The sequence below is a fragment of the Dellaglioa sp. CoH-57-MRSF-20 genome, assembly GCF_056781955.1.
Genome location: NZ_JBXAXV010000003.1, coordinates 61,893 through 79,995, shown reverse-complemented (window position 1 = coordinate 79,995; position 18,103 = coordinate 61,893). Strand labels below are relative to the sequence as shown.

General features: G+C 35.8%; 14 protein-coding genes. All 14 read left to right on the top strand.

All coding sequences use genetic code 11. The annotated features are described in order from the left end of the window. The first annotated feature begins 24 nt into the window (after positions 1-24). A complete protein-coding gene (locus tag AC1RPN_RS04075) occupies positions 25-660 on the top strand; it encodes a WxL domain-containing protein (RefSeq protein ID WP_481761474.1) in 636 nt (211 codons plus the stop codon). Continuing rightward, the gene (locus tag AC1RPN_RS04070; RefSeq protein WP_481761472.1) at positions 653-1,717 is read left to right on the top strand and encodes a WxLIP family cell surface protein; all 1,065 of its coding nucleotides are present in this window, start codon (positions 653-655) and stop codon (positions 1,715-1,717) included. The genes AC1RPN_RS04075 and AC1RPN_RS04070 overlap by 8 nt, the downstream gene beginning before the upstream one ends. A 279-nt stretch (positions 1,718-1,996) precedes the next feature. Next, positions 1,997-4,495 carry a hypothetical protein gene (locus AC1RPN_RS04065; protein WP_481761471.1) on the top strand — a complete coding sequence of 833 codons (2,499 nt, stop codon included), beginning with the start codon at positions 1,997-1,999 and terminating at the stop codon, positions 4,493-4,495. A gap of 490 nt (positions 4,496-4,985) precedes the next feature. After that, on the top strand, positions 4,986-7,559 hold the full coding sequence (locus tag AC1RPN_RS04060) for a hypothetical protein (protein ID WP_481761470.1): 2,574 nt from the start codon (positions 4,986-4,988) through the stop codon (positions 7,557-7,559). Positions 7,560-7,638: 79 nt separating this feature from the next. Next, complete coding sequence (locus AC1RPN_RS04055) at positions 7,639-8,352, top strand: WxL domain-containing protein (RefSeq protein ID WP_481761469.1); 714 nt, start codon at positions 7,639-7,641, stop codon at positions 8,350-8,352. A gap of 27 nt (positions 8,353-8,379) precedes the next feature. Further along, positions 8,380-9,141 (top strand): WxL domain-containing protein, encoded by a 762-nt coding sequence (locus AC1RPN_RS04050; RefSeq protein ID WP_481761468.1) that lies wholly within the window; start codon positions 8,380-8,382, stop codon positions 9,139-9,141. A 51-nt stretch (positions 9,142-9,192) separates the two neighbouring features. Further along, entirely contained in the window at positions 9,193-9,942 is a 750-nt protein-coding gene (locus tag AC1RPN_RS04045; RefSeq protein ID WP_481761467.1) for a WxL domain-containing protein, read from the top strand. A 57-nt stretch (positions 9,943-9,999) separates the two neighbouring features. Further along, the gene (locus AC1RPN_RS04040; protein ID WP_481761466.1) at positions 10,000-10,764 is read left to right on the top strand and encodes a WxL domain-containing protein; all 765 of its coding nucleotides are present in this window, start codon (positions 10,000-10,002) and stop codon (positions 10,762-10,764) included. 39 nt (positions 10,765-10,803) lie between these two features. Beyond that, positions 10,804-11,409: a WxL domain-containing protein gene (locus AC1RPN_RS04035; RefSeq protein ID WP_481761465.1), complete on the top strand. Its 606-nt coding sequence runs from the start codon at positions 10,804-10,806 to the stop codon at positions 11,407-11,409. Between the two features lie 26 nt (positions 11,410-11,435). Beyond that, positions 11,436-12,227 (top strand): WxL domain-containing protein, encoded by a 792-nt coding sequence (locus AC1RPN_RS04030; protein ID WP_481761464.1) that lies wholly within the window; start codon positions 11,436-11,438, stop codon positions 12,225-12,227. A 31-nt stretch (positions 12,228-12,258) separates the two neighbouring features. After that, positions 12,259-13,347 carry a WxLIP family cell surface protein gene (locus AC1RPN_RS04025; RefSeq protein WP_481761463.1) on the top strand — a complete coding sequence of 363 codons (1,089 nt, stop codon included), beginning with the start codon at positions 12,259-12,261 and terminating at the stop codon, positions 13,345-13,347. Between the two features lie 22 nt (positions 13,348-13,369). Beyond that, positions 13,370-13,696, top strand: a complete 327-nt coding sequence (locus AC1RPN_RS04020) for an LPXTG cell wall anchor domain-containing protein (protein ID WP_481761462.1) — start codon at positions 13,370-13,372, stop codon at positions 13,694-13,696. A 273-nt stretch (positions 13,697-13,969) separates the two neighbouring features. Then, on the top strand, positions 13,970-15,178 hold the full coding sequence (locus tag AC1RPN_RS04015) for an Ig-like domain-containing protein (protein WP_481761461.1): 1,209 nt from the start codon (positions 13,970-13,972) through the stop codon (positions 15,176-15,178). 327 nt (positions 15,179-15,505) lie between these two features. Continuing rightward, positions 15,506-18,070 carry a hypothetical protein gene (locus tag AC1RPN_RS04010; RefSeq protein ID WP_481761460.1) on the top strand — a complete coding sequence of 855 codons (2,565 nt, stop codon included), beginning with the start codon at positions 15,506-15,508 and terminating at the stop codon, positions 18,068-18,070. Positions 18,071-18,103 lie beyond the last annotated feature (33 nt).

Here is an 18,103-nt window from a genome sequence, read left to right as displayed (position 1 = left end):
TTAGACAGGGAGAGGGAAATCTTTATGAATAAAATAGTATTAAGCGCCTTTGTAACACTATTAGGTCTCTATATGACTGCATCTGAGGCAACGATTCAAGCGGCGAAAACTAATCGTGGTAGTGCGCAATCCGATTTGTCTATGGATTTTCAATCTGGAGCAACAACAGTCGATTTTGCTTCTTCCCTTAGTTTCAATACAACTAAAATTGATTCGAATGATAAAAAAAGTTATGCCAAAGCGCAAGATATGGCAACAGGGGCAAGCACACCCAATTACGTTCAAGTTTCAAATTTTAGCGGAACTGAAAATGGTTGGGTGCTTGAAGCTAAACAGAGTCGCCAATTTGAATCTGAAGAGACGCATAAATCGTTAACGGGTGCCTATCTTAGTTTTAGTAATGGTGAACTTGTTTCCATTTCTGCGGATAAAAAACCTGGATTTTATAAGAAAAATTTTGATTTGTCTGTAGGAGCTAATAAAGTAGTCGTTGCCGCAAAAGGTGATGAAGGATACGGCACTTGGGTTTACCGTTTTGGGAATGAGGCAACTAAAGGAAATAGTATCGCTTTGAATATTCCCCGTGAGGCAACTAAGATGACAGATGTCTATCGTAGTGAAATTACATGGTCATTAAATGATGTGCCATCAAATGAATAATAATGAAATGATAACCACAAAATTTATTAAAAGATTCGGCTATTTATTTTTATTCAGTATTTTATTTTTATTCGGAGTGGACATTAAGCAGGTTAATGCCAGCCAAGTTGACTTTTCTGTTCAACCTATGATATCTGACTATCAATTAGATAAGAAAAAAACTTATTTTGATTTAAAAGCAGCACCAGGAACTAAAACACAGCTGAAAATTAAGGTAGCTAATCTTATTGATAAATCACTAACGTTTGAAGTCCTCATTAAGGATGCAACAACAAACTATAATGGGGTTGTGGAGTACGCGGAATCACAAAGTAAAGTATTGGCACAACAGCCGTTCTCAGTGGTAAAAGCAGTTAGAGCTCGTCAGAATCGTATAACTGTTCCTGCAAAAAGTGAAAAAATAGTTACTTTGGATGTTGCGTTACCCAATACGACTTTTGCAGGTGTCGTTGCGGGAGGTATATCGGTGATTGAAGACAATGATGCTCAGTCTCAAACAAAGTCAGAACGAGCGGTTATTGATAATCGTTATTTATATACGACTGCGGTAATATTCCATGGAGAACAACCTGTAACTAGCGCACAAGTAAAATTAAAAACGGTTGATATCACACAAATTAATGCACGTAATGTGATTGCTGCGAGATTTGAAAATCAGAGCGCTATGTTTTTAAATAAAGTTCAAATAAATACACAAGTCAGACGGTTAGGTAGTTCAAAAGTATTATATCGAGCAAGTAATAAGGACATGCAAATTGCCCCAACCAGTGCGGTTACCTTTCCAATTCCATTAGCTGCTGGTGAATTACTCAAAAGTGGTACCTACGAACTTAGTGCAGAGATGACTTCTAAAAATCAGGCATGGCATTTTAAACAGAAATTTACGGTAAGTGGATCAAAAGCAAGAATATTGAATGAGAAGGATGTTACAATCGATCAAACAAATTACTGGATCTATTGGATATTACTCTTGTTCGTACTGATAATCGTTAATGTTTTTGTTATATTATGGATTAATCGAAGATTAAAAAGAAAGTATCAACAAAAAATTAAATAATTTAAATGAAAAAGTTATTAATTAAGGGATATTATCTTTTAATTAATAACTTTTTTATTTTCAAATATTTTTAAAAAGGTAAAAAATGTGATTTAACATTGTGCACCATTGAAGATACAATATGTACATAATAATTGTAGATGTAGTATGTACATATTGTATCTTCACTTTACTAAAAGTTAATGGGAATTGTTAGAAAAATAGGGGATGACAATGACTTAACGATATGATAGTAAGACCAAATAAATAAGATAATTAAGCATTAGAGAGGGATAAAAGATGAGGAAACATAACAGTAGAACAAAAGAATGGATTTCAGCAACACTTATAACAAGTGCTGTTTTTGCAGGATTATTTGCTGGGGGGGCCAGTCACAGGGAACCTAGTGTATTTGCTCAAACTGATGAGAGCAGTATGTCAAGTGAGTCATCAGATAACGCCACAAGTGAATCAGGAAAAAAGGCGATATCAAGTGATTCTCTAAAAACTAAATCAATCACAATAAAAAAAAGTGAATCAAAAACAAAAGCTAAACCGTCAGCAAAAGCTAAACTAAGTACTAGAGCAGCTGGGTATGTTGGACCAGCAAATGATGTATTTCCTGATGATTACTGGGATACAACAAAAGATTATTCAGCGGAGTCAGCAACGGCATTTGTTTCACAGTCGGGTTCACAGAATAAACCTGGCGAACCTGTATTATATTTTGGAAATAATTATTTTCCTTTTCAAATGAATGAGTTATTAAATAATGATCCCGTCAGTGGTCTTAATAAGTCTGGTTGGGCCTACATGTTTGATACTGGAATAAATCCTGTTCCAAGGAAATCTTATGGAATTATTATTAATAATAGTGTCCCAGGTAATCGTGGATACGGGTTGGTATCATCCTTTTCATCAATTCCTTATACAATTGAATCTGCAGTTAAAGGTAAGGATATCACTGGATATCAACTTTTTAAAAATAAAACAGGTACTGGATTTAAGGCAATTATGTATGATACAAAGTATAAATTAAGTTATACATTTGAGGAAGTTTATGATGCTAGTGGCGGTGTTTATAGCTATTTTAGTATTACTAACAATGACACAACGGCTCGTGCAGTTGGAGCTATTGAGGGCGTCGATACATTCGTTGATGAGGATGCTGTTACCATTGAAAGCTTAGGCCCGGATGAAGGATTCAAAATGGTTGGGTCAGCACATAGTTTAAATTTCAAATTAAATGATCCAAGAAATAATACCAAATTAGGTGGATGGACGAATTACACAGGCGGAGATGAACCAAATGTTATGAATACTGGTTATTTAAATAATTATTTCAATGGTGGTGCACTTGGAACTGGAATGGAAAAATCACCACATAATAAAATTATTGCCGTTTCAAATATTAAGAATCCAGATAACCCATTTAAAGGCGATAGTGGGTTCATAATAAAAGCTAATCCGAAAACTTTGGAACCAGGAGGAACACTCGTAACGGGTTCTTATCAAACTTATAAGGAAGCTGTTGCACCTGTTGCAAGTGTAAAAGAACAAACGATTAATGCTTATGCAAGTCAAACTAATAGGCCTAAAGTTTTAGGAACGGTTTTAGATAAGGATGGCAGTAAAGGTTATATTCAAATTACCTATCCAGATGGGTCAACGTCAGGAACAACAGAGAATGTGTACGACACAGGTAAGGTAGATACTAGTGCTGATTATAGTGCAAACATTGACACTTCTAAATTAAAATTAGGTTCAAATAAGATAATAGTGACAGCTGTTGACGATAGTGAAGTAGAACAGTTAAAACCTGTTACGGTAACAGTCAATCTTTATAAATTAGGTGCAACTGCTATCCCACAAACAATCAAAGTTGGCGATACGGTTAAGACAGGCGAAACGGACTTAATTAAGAATTTAACAATTATTAATCAACCAACAGTTAATGCACATACCTTAAAAATGGATACAACAAATCCATCAGGTAAGCCACTTGATAATAAAACAGCAGGATTTTACATTCAAGATATGCTTTTAACAGATACTGCAGTTAAACCAAATGAAATCGCAAAAGTAGCTGTACCCGTTACCGTAACTGATAGTGATACTGCATTTGACAAAACTTCTGCTCTTTATGCCAAGGGATTTGAATTAAAAACAGCGGATATTCAAAACTTATCAACTGGTGATTTAGATACATTAATCTTGAATAATAGTAAAGCTAGAGGCTGGCTGATAGCGACGGGTGCCGAATCTAAAGTTAGTGTTAAGTCAACAGAACTTAAACCAACTTCAGGTGATGGTTTTTATAAAGCAGTTATCCAAAATTCTGATGGTCAAACAAAAGAAATTGTGATTACTGTCTCAGGTGGATTAAAAATTACATCAGCACCTACTGCAACTGACTATGGTTCTTCCAGTGGCGTGATATTACCTTACAGTGGAGAAAATTTTGATCTCCAACGTAGTGATTCTAGTACCAATAGCAGTGTGAATATTTCTAATGCAGGTAAACAAGCTTGGACATTAACTGCTCGACTTACAAAAGGTTTGACAGATAGTGCTAATGATAAGTTAACTGGTGTTTTGGAGTATGTAAATTCAGCTAATGGTGTACAAGATATAGAATCAAGTAGTGCAGAAGTTGGTTCAGGACAGTCTGAGGCAACTCAAGAAGTCCGTTGGGATAAGGATAAAGGAATTGTCGCTCAACTTAACGGAGGTAATACATCACTTAAAGCTGGAGCCTATACAGGGGAAATAACATGGACACTAGAGAATACACCTTAATGTTATAGTTTCTAATTTAATCTTAAATGATTTGAATATTTTTAGCAGTTTAATTATGAACTAAATAACAATCCCAAATAATAGTAAATCCATATCAATACTGCTAAGTATTGATATGGATTTTTTTAATAAAAATTAATGATAACTAAATTTTATTCGTATTTTAGTGGCTTAATAATTTTCGTTTTATGATGAGATAAAACTTATGAATAATTATTATTTGTTTAATTTTCAAATATTTTTAAAAAAATAAAAAATTTGATTTAACATCGTACACCATTGAAGATATAATATGTACATGTTAATCAAAGACAAAGCATGTACATGTTGAATTTTTAACTTTGCTAAAAGGTATATTTGATAAAAGTTAATAGAAATAGCTAGATAAATAGGGGATAGTAGTGAATTGGCAATATGTTAGTGAAATCAAATAGACTAAATTGATAAAATAATTAATAAGTTAAAAGCAAGGATTGGGGAGGGCTAAAAAATGAGAGAGTATAAAAACAGAAAAAAAGAATGGGTTTCGGCAACAATTATGACAAGTGCTGTTTTTGCAGGATTGTTAGCTGGGGGAGCTAGCCATAGAGAACCTAGTGTGTTTGCTAAAACCGATGAGAGCAGTATGTCAAGCGAATCATCAGATGAAACATCAAGTAAGTTAACGATTAAAGAATCAAGTGAATCAGAAAAAAAGGCGCTATCAAGTGAATCTGTAGAAACTAAATCAACAACTAAAAAAAGTGAATTAAAAATAAAAGCTAAATCATCAGAAAAAACTAAACGAAGTACTCGAGCTACCACTCGAGCAGCTGGATATGTTGGACCAAAAGATGAAATTCTACCTACTGTTAAATGGGAAACAAAAGATTACGCAGCTGATGTAGCAAAGACGTTTGTTTCACAATCGGGGAGATCTGATAAGCCTAATGAACCAGTTATGTACTTTGGAAATAGTATTGAACCTTTTCAGCCTAGTGAACTGACGAATAATAATGACGCAGATAGAGCAAGCAATAATAGTTCACCTAATTTACCATCTTGGTCATATACGTATACTACCGGAAAAAATCCGCGTCCATCGATTATACACGGGCTGATTATGGGCGACAAAATAGCTCGTGGTTATAATGTGAATGAAGCTTACCTAGACAACGGTATTTCTGGTATCGAGGGTGGACTTTTAGATGGGTCAATTACTGATTATCATCTTTATAAAAATAGTATGAACACGGGATTTAAAGCAACTATGTATGATAGTAAGTACAAAGTTAGTTATACTTTTGAATCAGTATATGGTAGGACTGGTGGTATTTACCGTTACTTTAGTATTACAAATAATAATTCAGATTCACAAAAAATAGGTGCCTTGGAAACAAATGATACTTTTGTAGATTCTGATAAAGTTCCTTTACAGAGTATTGGACCTAATGATGGCTTTAAAATGATTGGGGATAGTACTAGTCAGAAGCATGTTTTGGATGTGAGATTGAAAGATCCAGAGTCTAATGCTACTTTGGGTGGTTGGACAAATTATACGGGCGGTTCTCAAGATAAGATTCTAAACCCCGCTAATTTTAATAACTACTTTAAAGGGGGGGTAGCCGGGACAGGTATGGAAGGTTCAGCAGCAAACACTAATATTGGAATTGAAAATATTAGTAATCCAAGTAAAACAATTGGTGATGATAGTGCGTACATTATGAAAGCTAATCAAGTTGATTTAGCTCCAGGTGCAACACTTGTTAATGGGTCTTACCTTACTTATAAAGAGACAACACCTAGTACTCCTCCCGTTGCGACAGTTAAAAATACAATAATTAACGGTTACGCTGATCAAAAAGGTGTTGAGATTACAGGAGATGTTACTGATTCAGATGATACAAAAGGAAATATTGAAATCGGGTATCCAGATGGAACGTCAGAAAAGAATCCTTACGATACTATTACAGTGGATGTGAAGAATCCTACACCGTATTCTGTACCAGTTAATATGTCTAAACTAGGTCCAGGTAAAAATGAACTATTAGTTACGGCAGTTGATCCAGGTAATAACCGTCAAGAAAAACCAGTTACTATAACTGTTAACGTATTCAAATTAGGCGCAATTGCTATCCCACAAACAATCAAAGTTGGCGATACGGTTAAGACAGGCGAGACGGATTTGATTAAAGATTTGACAATTATTAATCAACCAACAGTTAATGCACATACACTAACTGTTGATGGGACAAATCCATCAGGTAAACCACTTGATAATAAAACAGTAGGATTTTACATCCAAGATATGCTTTTAACAGATATTGCAGTTAAACCAAATGAAATCGCAAAAGTAGCTGTACCAGTTACTGTAACTGATGATGACACTGCAACTGATAAAGTCTCTGCCCTTTATGCAAAAGGATTTGGCGTAAAGCAGGCAGATATTCAAAAATTAACAACTGATGAGTTGACTGCATTAATTCTAAAGACTAGTGAAGCTAAAGGATGGTTGTTAGCAACTGGTGCTGAATCTAAAGTAAGCGTTGATTCAACGACACTTAAACAAACTTCAACTGATGGTATTTATCAGGCAGTTATCAAAAATTCGGATGGTTTAAAAAAGACCATTAACATTGAAGTTACAGGTGGATTGAAAATTACAGAAGGACCTGGGGCAACTAATTACGGTTCTTTTTTAGGTGTTACGTTACCTTACAGCGGAGAAGACTTTAAAGTTCAACGTAGTGACCCTGATCCTCATGTTAATAGCGTACAAGTTTCTAACGCGGGTAAACAAGCTTGGACCTTAACAGCTCAACTTACAACACCGTTAACGGAGCATAACGATGCTAACGTTAAGTTAAATGGTGTATTGACATATATAGATGCATCTGGTCAATCGCAAGATATAGAATCAAACAGTGCAGAAGTTGGTTCAGGGCAATCTGAGGTAACTCAAGAAGTAAGTTGGGCAAACGACAAAGGAATTATCGTTCAACTTAATGGAAATAACCCTTTGCTTAAAGCAGGGGACTATACAGGGGAAATAACATGGACATTAGCGGATACGCCACATTCATAAACCTTGTTTAATTAATGTTAATCGTTAGCATATTGCTAATATTAAAAACTACCAAAATCTTACGAGGGGAGAAAATACGATGCTAAAAAGAAGTACAATTATGGGGATTCTTTTAGGAAGCATGGTACCTGTTGGTTTCGCCGTAACGCAAGTTTCAGCAAGCGATACAGTGGGCTATCAATCGCATGCGACTATTGAGTTAGTTGGAAGTACTGATGAAACACGACCTGTTAATCCAATTAATCCGACGGATCCGGTAAAACCAGTTAGACCTGTTAATCCGGGGACGCCAGGTCCGTTATCGATTGATTACGTTTCGAACTTACAATTCAGTCAACAAAAAATTTCTGGTAAAGATAGTGTTTATTATGCACAACTTGACCAGTTAGCTGATAAGAACGGTAAAGTCGGAGATTATCCAAACTATGTTCAGATAACGGATAACCGTGGGTCAAATGCAGGGTGGAAATTAACCGTTGCACAGACCAATCCATTTATGAATGGTAAAAATAAATTAGATGGAACGGTTATCACGTTGATGAATGGTGTTGTTAATGGTAGTAACCTGCATAGACCGACGGATAGTCAAGCAGCAATTAAGCCAGATGGTAAGGCAGTTACTGTGATGACAGCTAAGTTGGACAATGGTATGGGGACCTGGACGGATCGTTTTGGTAAAGATAATACAGCTGCTCAACAAAGTATTTCATTGTTTGTTCCAGCTGAGTCGAAAAAAGTAGCAGGGGCTTATAAGTCTGAACTAACATGGACTTTGACAGATGCTAAACTATAAAAAAAGAGATTAGGGGAAATATATATTATGAAAAAAACAAATAAATTATTATTCGCTGCATTACTTGGATTAGGTATTACAGGAACAGCTGTTACAACAGCTAACGCATCAGAAACAAAAGATTATGTATCACATGGTAACGTTGAATTGACTAAAAATGACGGAACAACAGACCCTGGTATTACTGATCCAACAGATCCAGGACATACTATCGATCCAACAGACCCAGTGAACCCAGGTACTGGTGGCCCATTAGCAATTGACTACGTTTCTAACTTTAACTTTGGTACACAAAAAGTAACAGGTAATGATACAACATATAACTCGGAATTAGTTGCAGCAACAACAGATAACCCAACAGCTGGAACTAAAAAAGACCTTGCAAACTTCTTACAAGTTTCAGATAACCGTGGTACAGTATCTGGCTGGAAACTTTCAGTTCAACAATCAAAAGCATTTACAAGTGAAACAACAAAATCAGTATTAGATGGCACAACAATTACGTTATCTAACCCTGAAGCAAATAATGCTGATAAAAATGGTACAAAACCAGCACCATCAATTTTAACAGATAACCTTGCAATTTCTTCTGCATCAGGTGATAAAGTTGTTATGCAAGCTAAAGATGGCGAAGGTTCTGGTACTTGGGTTGAAGCATTCGGTAATGCAACTAAAGACGCTGATAAAGCTAAAGCTTCTGTTAAATTAGCTATCCCTGGTGATAGCAAAAAAGTCGCAGAAAAATACACATCAGATTTAACATGGACACTTACAGACGCTAACTTATAAGAATTAATTCTATCAATAAAAAAAGGTTATTAATTAAAAGGGGAAATTAAAATGAAAACAACTAAAATCGTAACAAGCGCAATTATTTTATCAACATTAGGTTTAACTGCAGCACCAGCTGTACATGCCGCAGACCATACAGAAAATTACACATCATTAGGTAAGATTGGTTTTACAGAAAATGATGATAAAACACCACCCGTTAACCCAGTTGATCCAGATAAACCCGTTGATCCATTAGAACCAACTGTTCCTCCTGTTAGTCCTGGTACTGATGGACCATTATCAATTGATTACGTTTCTAACTTTGATTTTGGTGAAAACAAAATTTCTGGGGACGATACAACTTACTACGCTGCACCTGTCAAAGCAGTTAGTGGTGCTAAATATGCTACTTACTTACAAGTAACGGATAAACGTGGTACTAATGCTGGTTGGAAACTTTCAGTTAAACAAGAAAAACAATTTAATGATGGCTCAGCAGATTTAGATGGTGCAGTATTAAAAATGGGATCACAAAAATTAAATTCTAAAAATATGGATAGTGTAACTAATGCAACAACCCCAGCTATAGCCGATGCTACAATTACAGCAACACCTGGTAGCGCTGTTGAAGTCTTGAATGCAGCTAAGGGTCAAGGTATGGGTACTTGGACAGATTCATTTGGTGTATATGATGCAGATGCTACAAAGGATACAGCAATGAAGGCTGTTTCATTAGCCGTACCTGGTAATTCAGCTAAAGAAGCTAAACCATATACCACTGATTTAACATGGACAATTACTGACGCAGGGATGTAAACCTGTATCAACTAGGTTATTAAAAAATAGAGGGAATCAATAAAAGGGGAAATTAAAATGAAAACAACAAAAATCGTTGCAAGTGCAATTGCGTTAACAACATTAGGTTTGACTGCAGCACCAGCTGTACATGCCGCAAATAATACACAAACATATAATGAAACAGGTAAAGTAGGTTTTGTCGCAGGAAGCACAAGCCCAACAAATCCCACAGATCCAATCGATCCAACAAATCCAATTACACCAGATCCAGATCCAGATCCAATCAAACCTGGTACAGATGGACCTTTATCGATTGATTACATCTCTAATCTTGATTTTGGTGCTGATCATAAGATTTCTGGTTCTACAGAAACTTACTATGCACAACCAATTTCAGCTACAGATAGTAAAGGTGATAAGGTTAAACGTGCTAATTACTTACAAGTAACTGATAACCGTGGTACAAATGGTGGTTGGAAACTTTCAGTAAATCAAGATGCCCAATTTAATGATGGGACTTCTGAGTTGGCTGGTGCGCAATTAAAAATGACCGGTCAAACATTTAATTCTTCAAATATTGGTGACACGACAACAATCCCAACTGCTTTAAATAGTGGTGTTATTACACCAACTGTTGGAAAAGATGTTGAAGTTGTAAGTGCTGCTAAGGGTCAAGGTATGGGTACTTGGACTGATTCATTTGGCACATATGTCGATGGAACAGATACAGATGCTTCAATGAAAGCAATCTCATTAGAAGTACCTGGTAAAACAGCTAAATCAATTGGAACAAGTTACAAAACTAACTTAACATGGACATTAACAGACGCAGGTCTATAAAAAGATTAGAAGTAAGTTAAACCAAAGGGGAAATTAATTATGAAAAAAGCAGCAATTGCAACATCAGCACTTTTAGCAGTTACGTTATTTTCAACATTAGCACCTGCAGCACATGCTGCCGATATTACAAAAGGCACAACAGGTGATGTTAACTTCGTAGCTAATCCAGCTACTGGGGCAGGCGAACTTAAGCTAATCAGTGCACCGAGTGTTGATTTTGGGGATCAAGAAATTAGTGGATCAACAAAAACTTATGAACAAACGTCTTTTGGCGCTAAACCAGAGGATGCTAATATCCAAGTTGATGATAACCGTGGCTCAAATGTCGGTTGGAATTTAACAGTTGCAAATACACAATTTGCCACGGCAACGGGTACGGCACTTGATGGTGCTAAGTTAACCTTAACAAATGGTTCAATTATTAATGGTAATGGGGCAAAGTTTGTGGCTAATCCTGCAGCAACTATGCTTTTAGATGGTTCATCTAAAGCTGTTCCAGCAGTAGATGCAGCTAAAGATAAAGGTATGGGGCCTAACACATTACCTGTTACTAAAGCAACTTTAGAAGTACCTGGTGCAACAAGTAAATTAAATGAAAAATATACATCAACAATTACATGGACATTAAAAGACGCAGCATTATAAAATGCAGAAAGGGATAGGTTAAAACAATGAGCTTGAAAAAAAATATACGACTAGCAGTAGCCATTGTCCCCCTCCTTGCATTTTCGATGATGGTAAATTCAGTAGCCGATGCAGCAGTTGCAACTGATGGAAAAACTGCGATATCATCAGCTAACTTAACATTACTTGAAAAGTCTGGTCCTGTTGATCCGTTAGATCCATCAAAACCAGTGCACCCACTCAATCAAGTTACGCCAACAACTGGAGACTTAAGAATAGATTATATTTCTAGTTTTCATTTTGGGGCACAGGATATCTCGGGGAGTAATAAAACCTACTATGCAACTTTTGATAAAGTAGCTGACATGACTAACCGTCGTGACTCAAGTGGAGTGTGGGACACACAAAACCTAACAGATAAAGATTATTATAATGTACCTAATTACGCCCAGGTCACAAATAATACAACGGGTAATTGGTCATTAGGTGTTAGTAACACTGTTTTTAAAAGTCCTAGCGGGAACGTGCTTAAAGGTGCTGTACTAAATATTAAGAATATCGAAGCACATAGTGAAAATCCAGGTTTAGGGCTAAGCGGGGACTTACCAGGTAACGTTAAACTTACAGGAACTGGTGGTACTCCTGTTTCGGTTGTTAGTACGACAGATGGTAATAGTGATAATCCGTTCGGTACTTGGACACTTGCTATGGGTACTGATAAAGCGGGAACTAACTCTACAGGAAACGATGCAGTGTCGTTATTTGTTCCTGGTACCACTGTGAAAACAAAAGAAGCTTATACATCAACGTTGAAATGGACATTGATAGCGGCTCCATAAAGCTAATTTGAAAAGAAAGAGGATTTTTACATTGAATAAAAAATTTTTTGGAATCATAATGGCGTTTGTGGCAGGATTGGTTTTATTTAGTGGACAAGTTCAAAAAGCGAACGCTGCTGAAATGAACTTTGCCGTTACTGCAAATCTTCCAAGTAATCAAGTTGATAAGCGCCAAACCTATTTTAATTTAAAAATGAAGCCTAATCAGAAACAAGATGTTACTGTCACATTGAAAAATTCGACTAATAAAGCAGTTGTCGTAATGGCTGAGGCAAATACAGCTGTAACCAACGATAACGGTGTGGTTGAATATAGTCATGTGAAACCAAAACTTGATAAAACAATGGTAAATCCTCTATCTTCAATTGTTAAGTCGGATAAAGAAGTGACAATTCCAGCCAAGAAAAGTGTTGTGCATACGTTCCATATCACAATGCCCGCTAAGAAATTTAATGGCGAAATCGATGGTGGATTATACTTCTATGAAAAGATCGACAAAGATAGTGAAAAAAAATCAAAGAGTAACGTTCAAATTAAAAACCGTTATGCATTTGTGATTGGGACAACGTTAACTGAAACAGATGATGTTGTTAAACCTGATATGAAATTACTTAAAATTGAACCAGGTTCAGTTAATTTCCGTAATACATTGAAGGTAAATTTACAAAACCCAACAACAACACCTATTCGTAATTTAAAGGTAGCCGGAAAAGTCTATTCAAGAAATGGGGATGAAGCCTTACATGCTTCAACCACTTCGAATATGACAATGGCTCCCAATACGAATTTTAATTATGGTATTTTTTGGGACAACCAACCCTTTAAACCTGGTAAGTACCGTCTAGAAATGACGGCAACTTCTGGTGTGAATAAGTGGAAATGGACTGAAAACTTCACAATTGATGGCGCAACGGCAGATAAATTGAACGAAAAGGCAGTTGACTTAGAAAAAGATTATACAATGTGGTATATTCTTGCAGGAATCTTCTTACTTCTACTTGTATTATTGATTATTTGGTTCTTAGTTCGTCGTAATAAAAAAGATAAAGAAGAAGCTGTCGCAGAAGCAAAACGACAAATTTTATCAGAATTACAAACTGGTGAAAAAGAAGATAAGTAGTCGAAATGGGTGAGGTATGGTTATGGGGAAAAAAATAACGAGTACTTTAGTAATTGGTCTTTTGGGGTTATCTTTTAGTTTAGGTGCATTCGGTAATACCGCAGAAGCGGCTAGTTATACAAGTGAAATGGGAATTGAATTTGTAGGTAAAATGCCAACAACTTCTCAGGTGACACCAGATCCAGACGGGAGAACACCTGTCTCAAAGAATGTTGCATCGAATCAAAACAGATTACCTCAAACCGGTGAAATAAAAGGATCAGGATTATCAATGATAGGATTTATTCTTTTATCAACCGCAGGATTAATTGGATGGGTTAAATATAACGATTCAAAGCAATCAAAATAAAGAATAGTTAAAATTAAAGTAGGCTACCTTCGTATTTATATGAAGATAGCTTATTTTTTTTGCTTATTATCTAAGTCCAATTTAGTTAAAATTAAAAATATACTAGTGGTTAAATTTGCAAAAGAAAGCGTTAACATGATAAGCTGTGTTTAAGGTATTAATAAAAAAATAAATATAAATATAAGGAGGTATTAGTAATGCTCTAACTAATTTTTTTATGGAGGGCCTGTATCAAATAATTGTTTATAAACCAAAATAGAGGAGATGAATAAAATGAACAAAGTAGAAATGAGTCAGACAAAGAAGAATGTGATTAAAACGGTAGCGGTGGTTGGATTATTGAATTCAGTAATGATTTTAGGGGTAGCTAATAATTCCGTAGATGCTAGTAACCATGAAAAGCAGGTGGCGACAGCTAAAGTAGGTACGAAAGAATTAGGTGTTATTACAAGAGGCTCAATGAAAGTATCTGGAACGGGTGCAAGTGGTCTACACTTACAAGGTAATAATACAGTGACAACAGGTACATTAGATTTTGATTATGAAGGAAAGTCGATTATTTCGGCAGGAATTAATGAATCGACAGACTATGTCTTGTCAGTTCCTTCAGAGTTAGTTCCACTTTTTAACCATGATTCGTTCAATAATTATATAACAGGAAATTTCCAATTTAATAACGGAAGTAAATATACGTATAATAAAAATGATATCCGAGTTGAGGATAATGGTAAAACATTACGAATCAAAAATCCATCTCATTCTTGGATTGCATTTGCCGACTTCAAAGTTCATTTATCTCTTGATATTGGGCAAATGGTAACAGATACAGGTATCAGAGTAGCGGACGCAGAAAATAACTCAAGTTATATATTTAATAGTGGTTTAGTAAAAAATGGTGCGCCAATTGATTGGGACGTGTTGGGTTCATATAATGCTTCTGACACGTTGCCAACATATCACCTAGACCCGGGTTGGGCACTTTTGAAAGAAATTCCAACCGTTGAAACAATTTTTGATACAGATACAACGGTATCAGGTCGTGGTGTTCCAGGTGCTAAAATTGAAGTTAAAGTTGGCGATAAAGTTATAGGGACAGGTATCGTTGATGAAAATGGACTTTACGAAGTTACTATTCCTAAACAACATGAAGATACAACAGTTAGTGTTCGTCAGAATACAGGTGTTGGTTGGAGTGATGTGAAAACTACGGTAGTTAAGCATAAAGATGTTACGATTGCTAAACCAACTGTTGATTCTTATTATCAAAGTGATAAATATTTAACAGGTACTGGAGAAACAGCTGGAAATACAATTATTATTGCTGATGCAAGCGGTAATGAAATTGCTAGAACAGTCGTACAGTCAGATCTTAGTTTCTCTGTACAAATTCCAGAACAAGGAGCCTATACACTTCTTTATATAACTGAAACAAATGGGACAGAAATAAGTCTTGCAACGGTAGTTCCAGTTCGTGAAGGGTAACCAAAATAAACTGTAAATTGGCAAAAGTAATTCATCATTTTTTTTGATGAATTACTTTTGTATTAAAACAAAATCGATAAAGCGGTTACTTCATAAATTAGATAAATATTTTTTAATTAAAAAAATATGTTTACATTTAAATAGATTATAGGTAAACTGGCTATGTCGCAGTAACCAGATAATAAGTTTGCGATTAGGTTACAGCTAAGTTAACGAATAAATCTATTAGGAGGGACTAGGGGGTCACAACTAATCAGCTAGACTAATGAGTTAAATATAGTAATGTTAGGTATAAATAGGCAGCAACTATAGGGGGAGGACTAAACAATGAAAGGGCATAACAGTAATAAAAAAGAACGAATCTCAGCAACGTTAATGACGGGAATTATCTTAGCAGGAGTGATGACAGGTAGCATTGTTAACGTGGTTAACAATGAGGGCCCAGGAACTTCTGTCCAAGCTAAAGAGCTAGATGAAACCGTTAAACCTCAAACAGCATCTTCTGAAAAAACAACCGAAAAAAGTACATCGATAAAAGCAACAAAAGAAGAAATAACAAGCGAAGTAGCAACTAAAGAAGAAGTAACGAAAGCACCAACAAAAAAAGTAGCAACGACTAAAAAAAGTGAGACAGCAGTACCAGCTGCTGGTTATGTTGGTCCATCACAAGGGGCCATTAATACTCAGTGGAGTACTACCGATGTGGCATCAAATTCTAAAAATGAGTATGTGTCACTTACAGGAGGCGGGAAGTTAGTAAATGGTGTTCCAACAAACAACGCGGGAAAAGCAGATGATACAGCGACTCCTGTTTTATATTTTGGTAATGCAGCATTTAATTTCCAACCAAGTGCGCTGACAAATAACGATTCTTACAGTGAACAGGGTAATGCATCTAGTTGGGCATTTACGAAGGTTGGTGCCAGTGGAAGAAATCCTAATCCAAGAAAGTCTTATGGAATTATCATTAATAATGCTATTCCAAAAGATCGTGGATATGGGTATGCAGCAGAAAGTAACACGACGCCTAATACAATTGAAAGTGCTGTAAAACTTGGACCAATTACAGATTACCATCTTTATAAAAATAATGATGGTACTGGATTCAAAGCTACAATGTACGATGTAACATATAAGGTGAGCTATACATTTGAAGAAATGTATGATGCAGCAGGTGGTATATATAGTTATTTCAGTATCACAAATAATGATACTGCAACTCGAGCTATTGGTGCAGCTCAGGGGGTCGATACTTTGGTTGATAAGGATGACGTCCCTGTAAAAAGTTTGGGACCTAACAATGGATTTAAAATGGTAAGTGATAAACATACCTTGAATTACAGATTGAAGGATCCCGGTAATAATACTAGCTTGGGTGGTTGGACTAATTATTCAGCTGGGAAAGCTACCGGTACTGGTATATTAGATATATCAAATATAAGTAGTTATTTCAAAGGTGGAGCTGTAGGAACTGGAATGGAGACATCAGTGCTTGATAAAATTATAGCTATCAACGACATTAGTCAGCCAGATACTCCGTTTAAGGGAGATAGTGCTTTTGTAATAAAAGCTAATCCTAAAACGTTAGCCCCAGGAGAAACATTAACGACAGGTTCTTACTTAACTTATAAAGAAACGACACCAAGTATTCCACCTGTTGCAACTGTAACACCATCAACAATTAATGCTTATGCGGATCAAACAGATTCATTTAAAATTGTAGGTAAAGTTTCAGATGAAGATAGTACAAAGGGATACATTCAAATTAAGTATCCAGATGGGTCAATATCATCGCCAGCAGAGAATACTTATGAAACAACAAAAGATGGTGTCGATTATTCTGCAAAGATTGACCCTACAAAATTAAAAGTAGGTGCAAATAAAGTTATAGTAACTGCGATTGATGCTGGAGGTACCGAACAATTAAAACCAGTTACCGTAACTGTCAACTTATTCAAGTTGGGTGCAACTGCTATTCCACAAAAAATTGATGTTGGCGGAACCGTTACAATAGATGAAACAAAATTAATCAAAGATTTAACAATTATGAATACTAATAAACATACATTAGAAATTGATCCTACAAATCCATCAAATAAACCACTTGATAACACAAAAGTTGGTTTCTATATACAAGATATGATTTTGACGGATACGGATGTGACACCTAATGAAACTGCTAAAGTTGCCGTTCCTGTCAATGTAATAGATGGTGATACCGTCGTTGATGGTGATTCTGTAGTTTACGCTAAGGATTTTAGTACGGACAGTAAATCTATCTCGGGATTAACAGAGACTAAATTAAATGAGTTCATATTAACAGAGAGTTCGGCTAAAGGTTGGATACTATCAACTGGTGCTGATTCTAAAGTTACAGTTAAATCAACGACACTTACACCAACTTCTAGTGCTGGTGACTATGAAGCAGTTATTGTAAATGCTCAGGGTGTTGAAAAAACGATTAAGATCACAGTTGCAGGTGGTGGTTTAGCAATTACTGCAGCCTCTGATGAAATGACTTTTGGTTCAAAAGATGGGGTAATGTTGCCTTACAGTGGAGAAAATTTCAATCTTCAACGTACTGCTGAAAATACTGTATCAATTTCTAATCTAGGCAAAACAGCTTGGACATTGAAGGCTAGCGTTTCAAAACCTTTAACAGATGGATCTAACACATTGAAAGGTGTTTTGAAATATATAGATGCAACTGGAACTGCACAAGATTTAGATACTGGTAGTACAGAGGTTGGTTCAGGTCAGACAGAAGAAACTAAAGATGTCACTTGGGCAGCCGATAAAGGTGTTGTTGCTGAACTTAATGGAAGCAACATGTCACTTAAAGCAGGTAAGTATGCAGGGGAAATAACATGGACACTAACGGATGCGCCTTAATCCTAATCCTTGCTTAATTAACGTTAATCATTA

What these genes read in the sequence shown, in the direction of transcription:
- AC1RPN_RS04075 (WP_481761474.1), top strand. Translation starts at nt 25, where the DNA reads ATGAATAAAATAGTATTAAGCGCCTTTGTAACACTATTAGGTCTCTAT.
- AC1RPN_RS04070 (WP_481761472.1), top strand. Translation starts at nt 653, where the DNA reads ATGAATAATAATGAAATGATAACCACAAAATTTATTAAAAGATTCGGC.
- AC1RPN_RS04065 (WP_481761471.1), top strand. Translation starts at nt 1,997, where the DNA reads ATGAGGAAACATAACAGTAGAACAAAAGAATGGATTTCAGCAACACTT.
- AC1RPN_RS04060 (WP_481761470.1), top strand. Translation starts at nt 4,986, where the DNA reads ATGAGAGAGTATAAAAACAGAAAAAAAGAATGGGTTTCGGCAACAATT.
- AC1RPN_RS04055 (WP_481761469.1), top strand. Translation starts at nt 7,639, where the DNA reads ATGCTAAAAAGAAGTACAATTATGGGGATTCTTTTAGGAAGCATGGTA.
- AC1RPN_RS04050 (WP_481761468.1), top strand. Translation starts at nt 8,380, where the DNA reads ATGAAAAAAACAAATAAATTATTATTCGCTGCATTACTTGGATTAGGT.
- AC1RPN_RS04045 (WP_481761467.1), top strand. Translation starts at nt 9,193, where the DNA reads ATGAAAACAACTAAAATCGTAACAAGCGCAATTATTTTATCAACATTA.
- AC1RPN_RS04040 (WP_481761466.1), top strand. Translation starts at nt 10,000, where the DNA reads ATGAAAACAACAAAAATCGTTGCAAGTGCAATTGCGTTAACAACATTA.
- AC1RPN_RS04035 (WP_481761465.1), top strand. Translation starts at nt 10,804, where the DNA reads ATGAAAAAAGCAGCAATTGCAACATCAGCACTTTTAGCAGTTACGTTA.
- AC1RPN_RS04030 (WP_481761464.1), top strand. Translation starts at nt 11,436, where the DNA reads ATGAGCTTGAAAAAAAATATACGACTAGCAGTAGCCATTGTCCCCCTC.
- AC1RPN_RS04020 (WP_481761462.1), top strand. Translation starts at nt 13,370, where the DNA reads ATGGGGAAAAAAATAACGAGTACTTTAGTAATTGGTCTTTTGGGGTTA.
- AC1RPN_RS04015 (WP_481761461.1), top strand. Translation starts at nt 13,970, where the DNA reads ATGAACAAAGTAGAAATGAGTCAGACAAAGAAGAATGTGATTAAAACG.
- AC1RPN_RS04010 (WP_481761460.1), top strand. Translation starts at nt 15,506, where the DNA reads ATGAAAGGGCATAACAGTAATAAAAAAGAACGAATCTCAGCAACGTTA.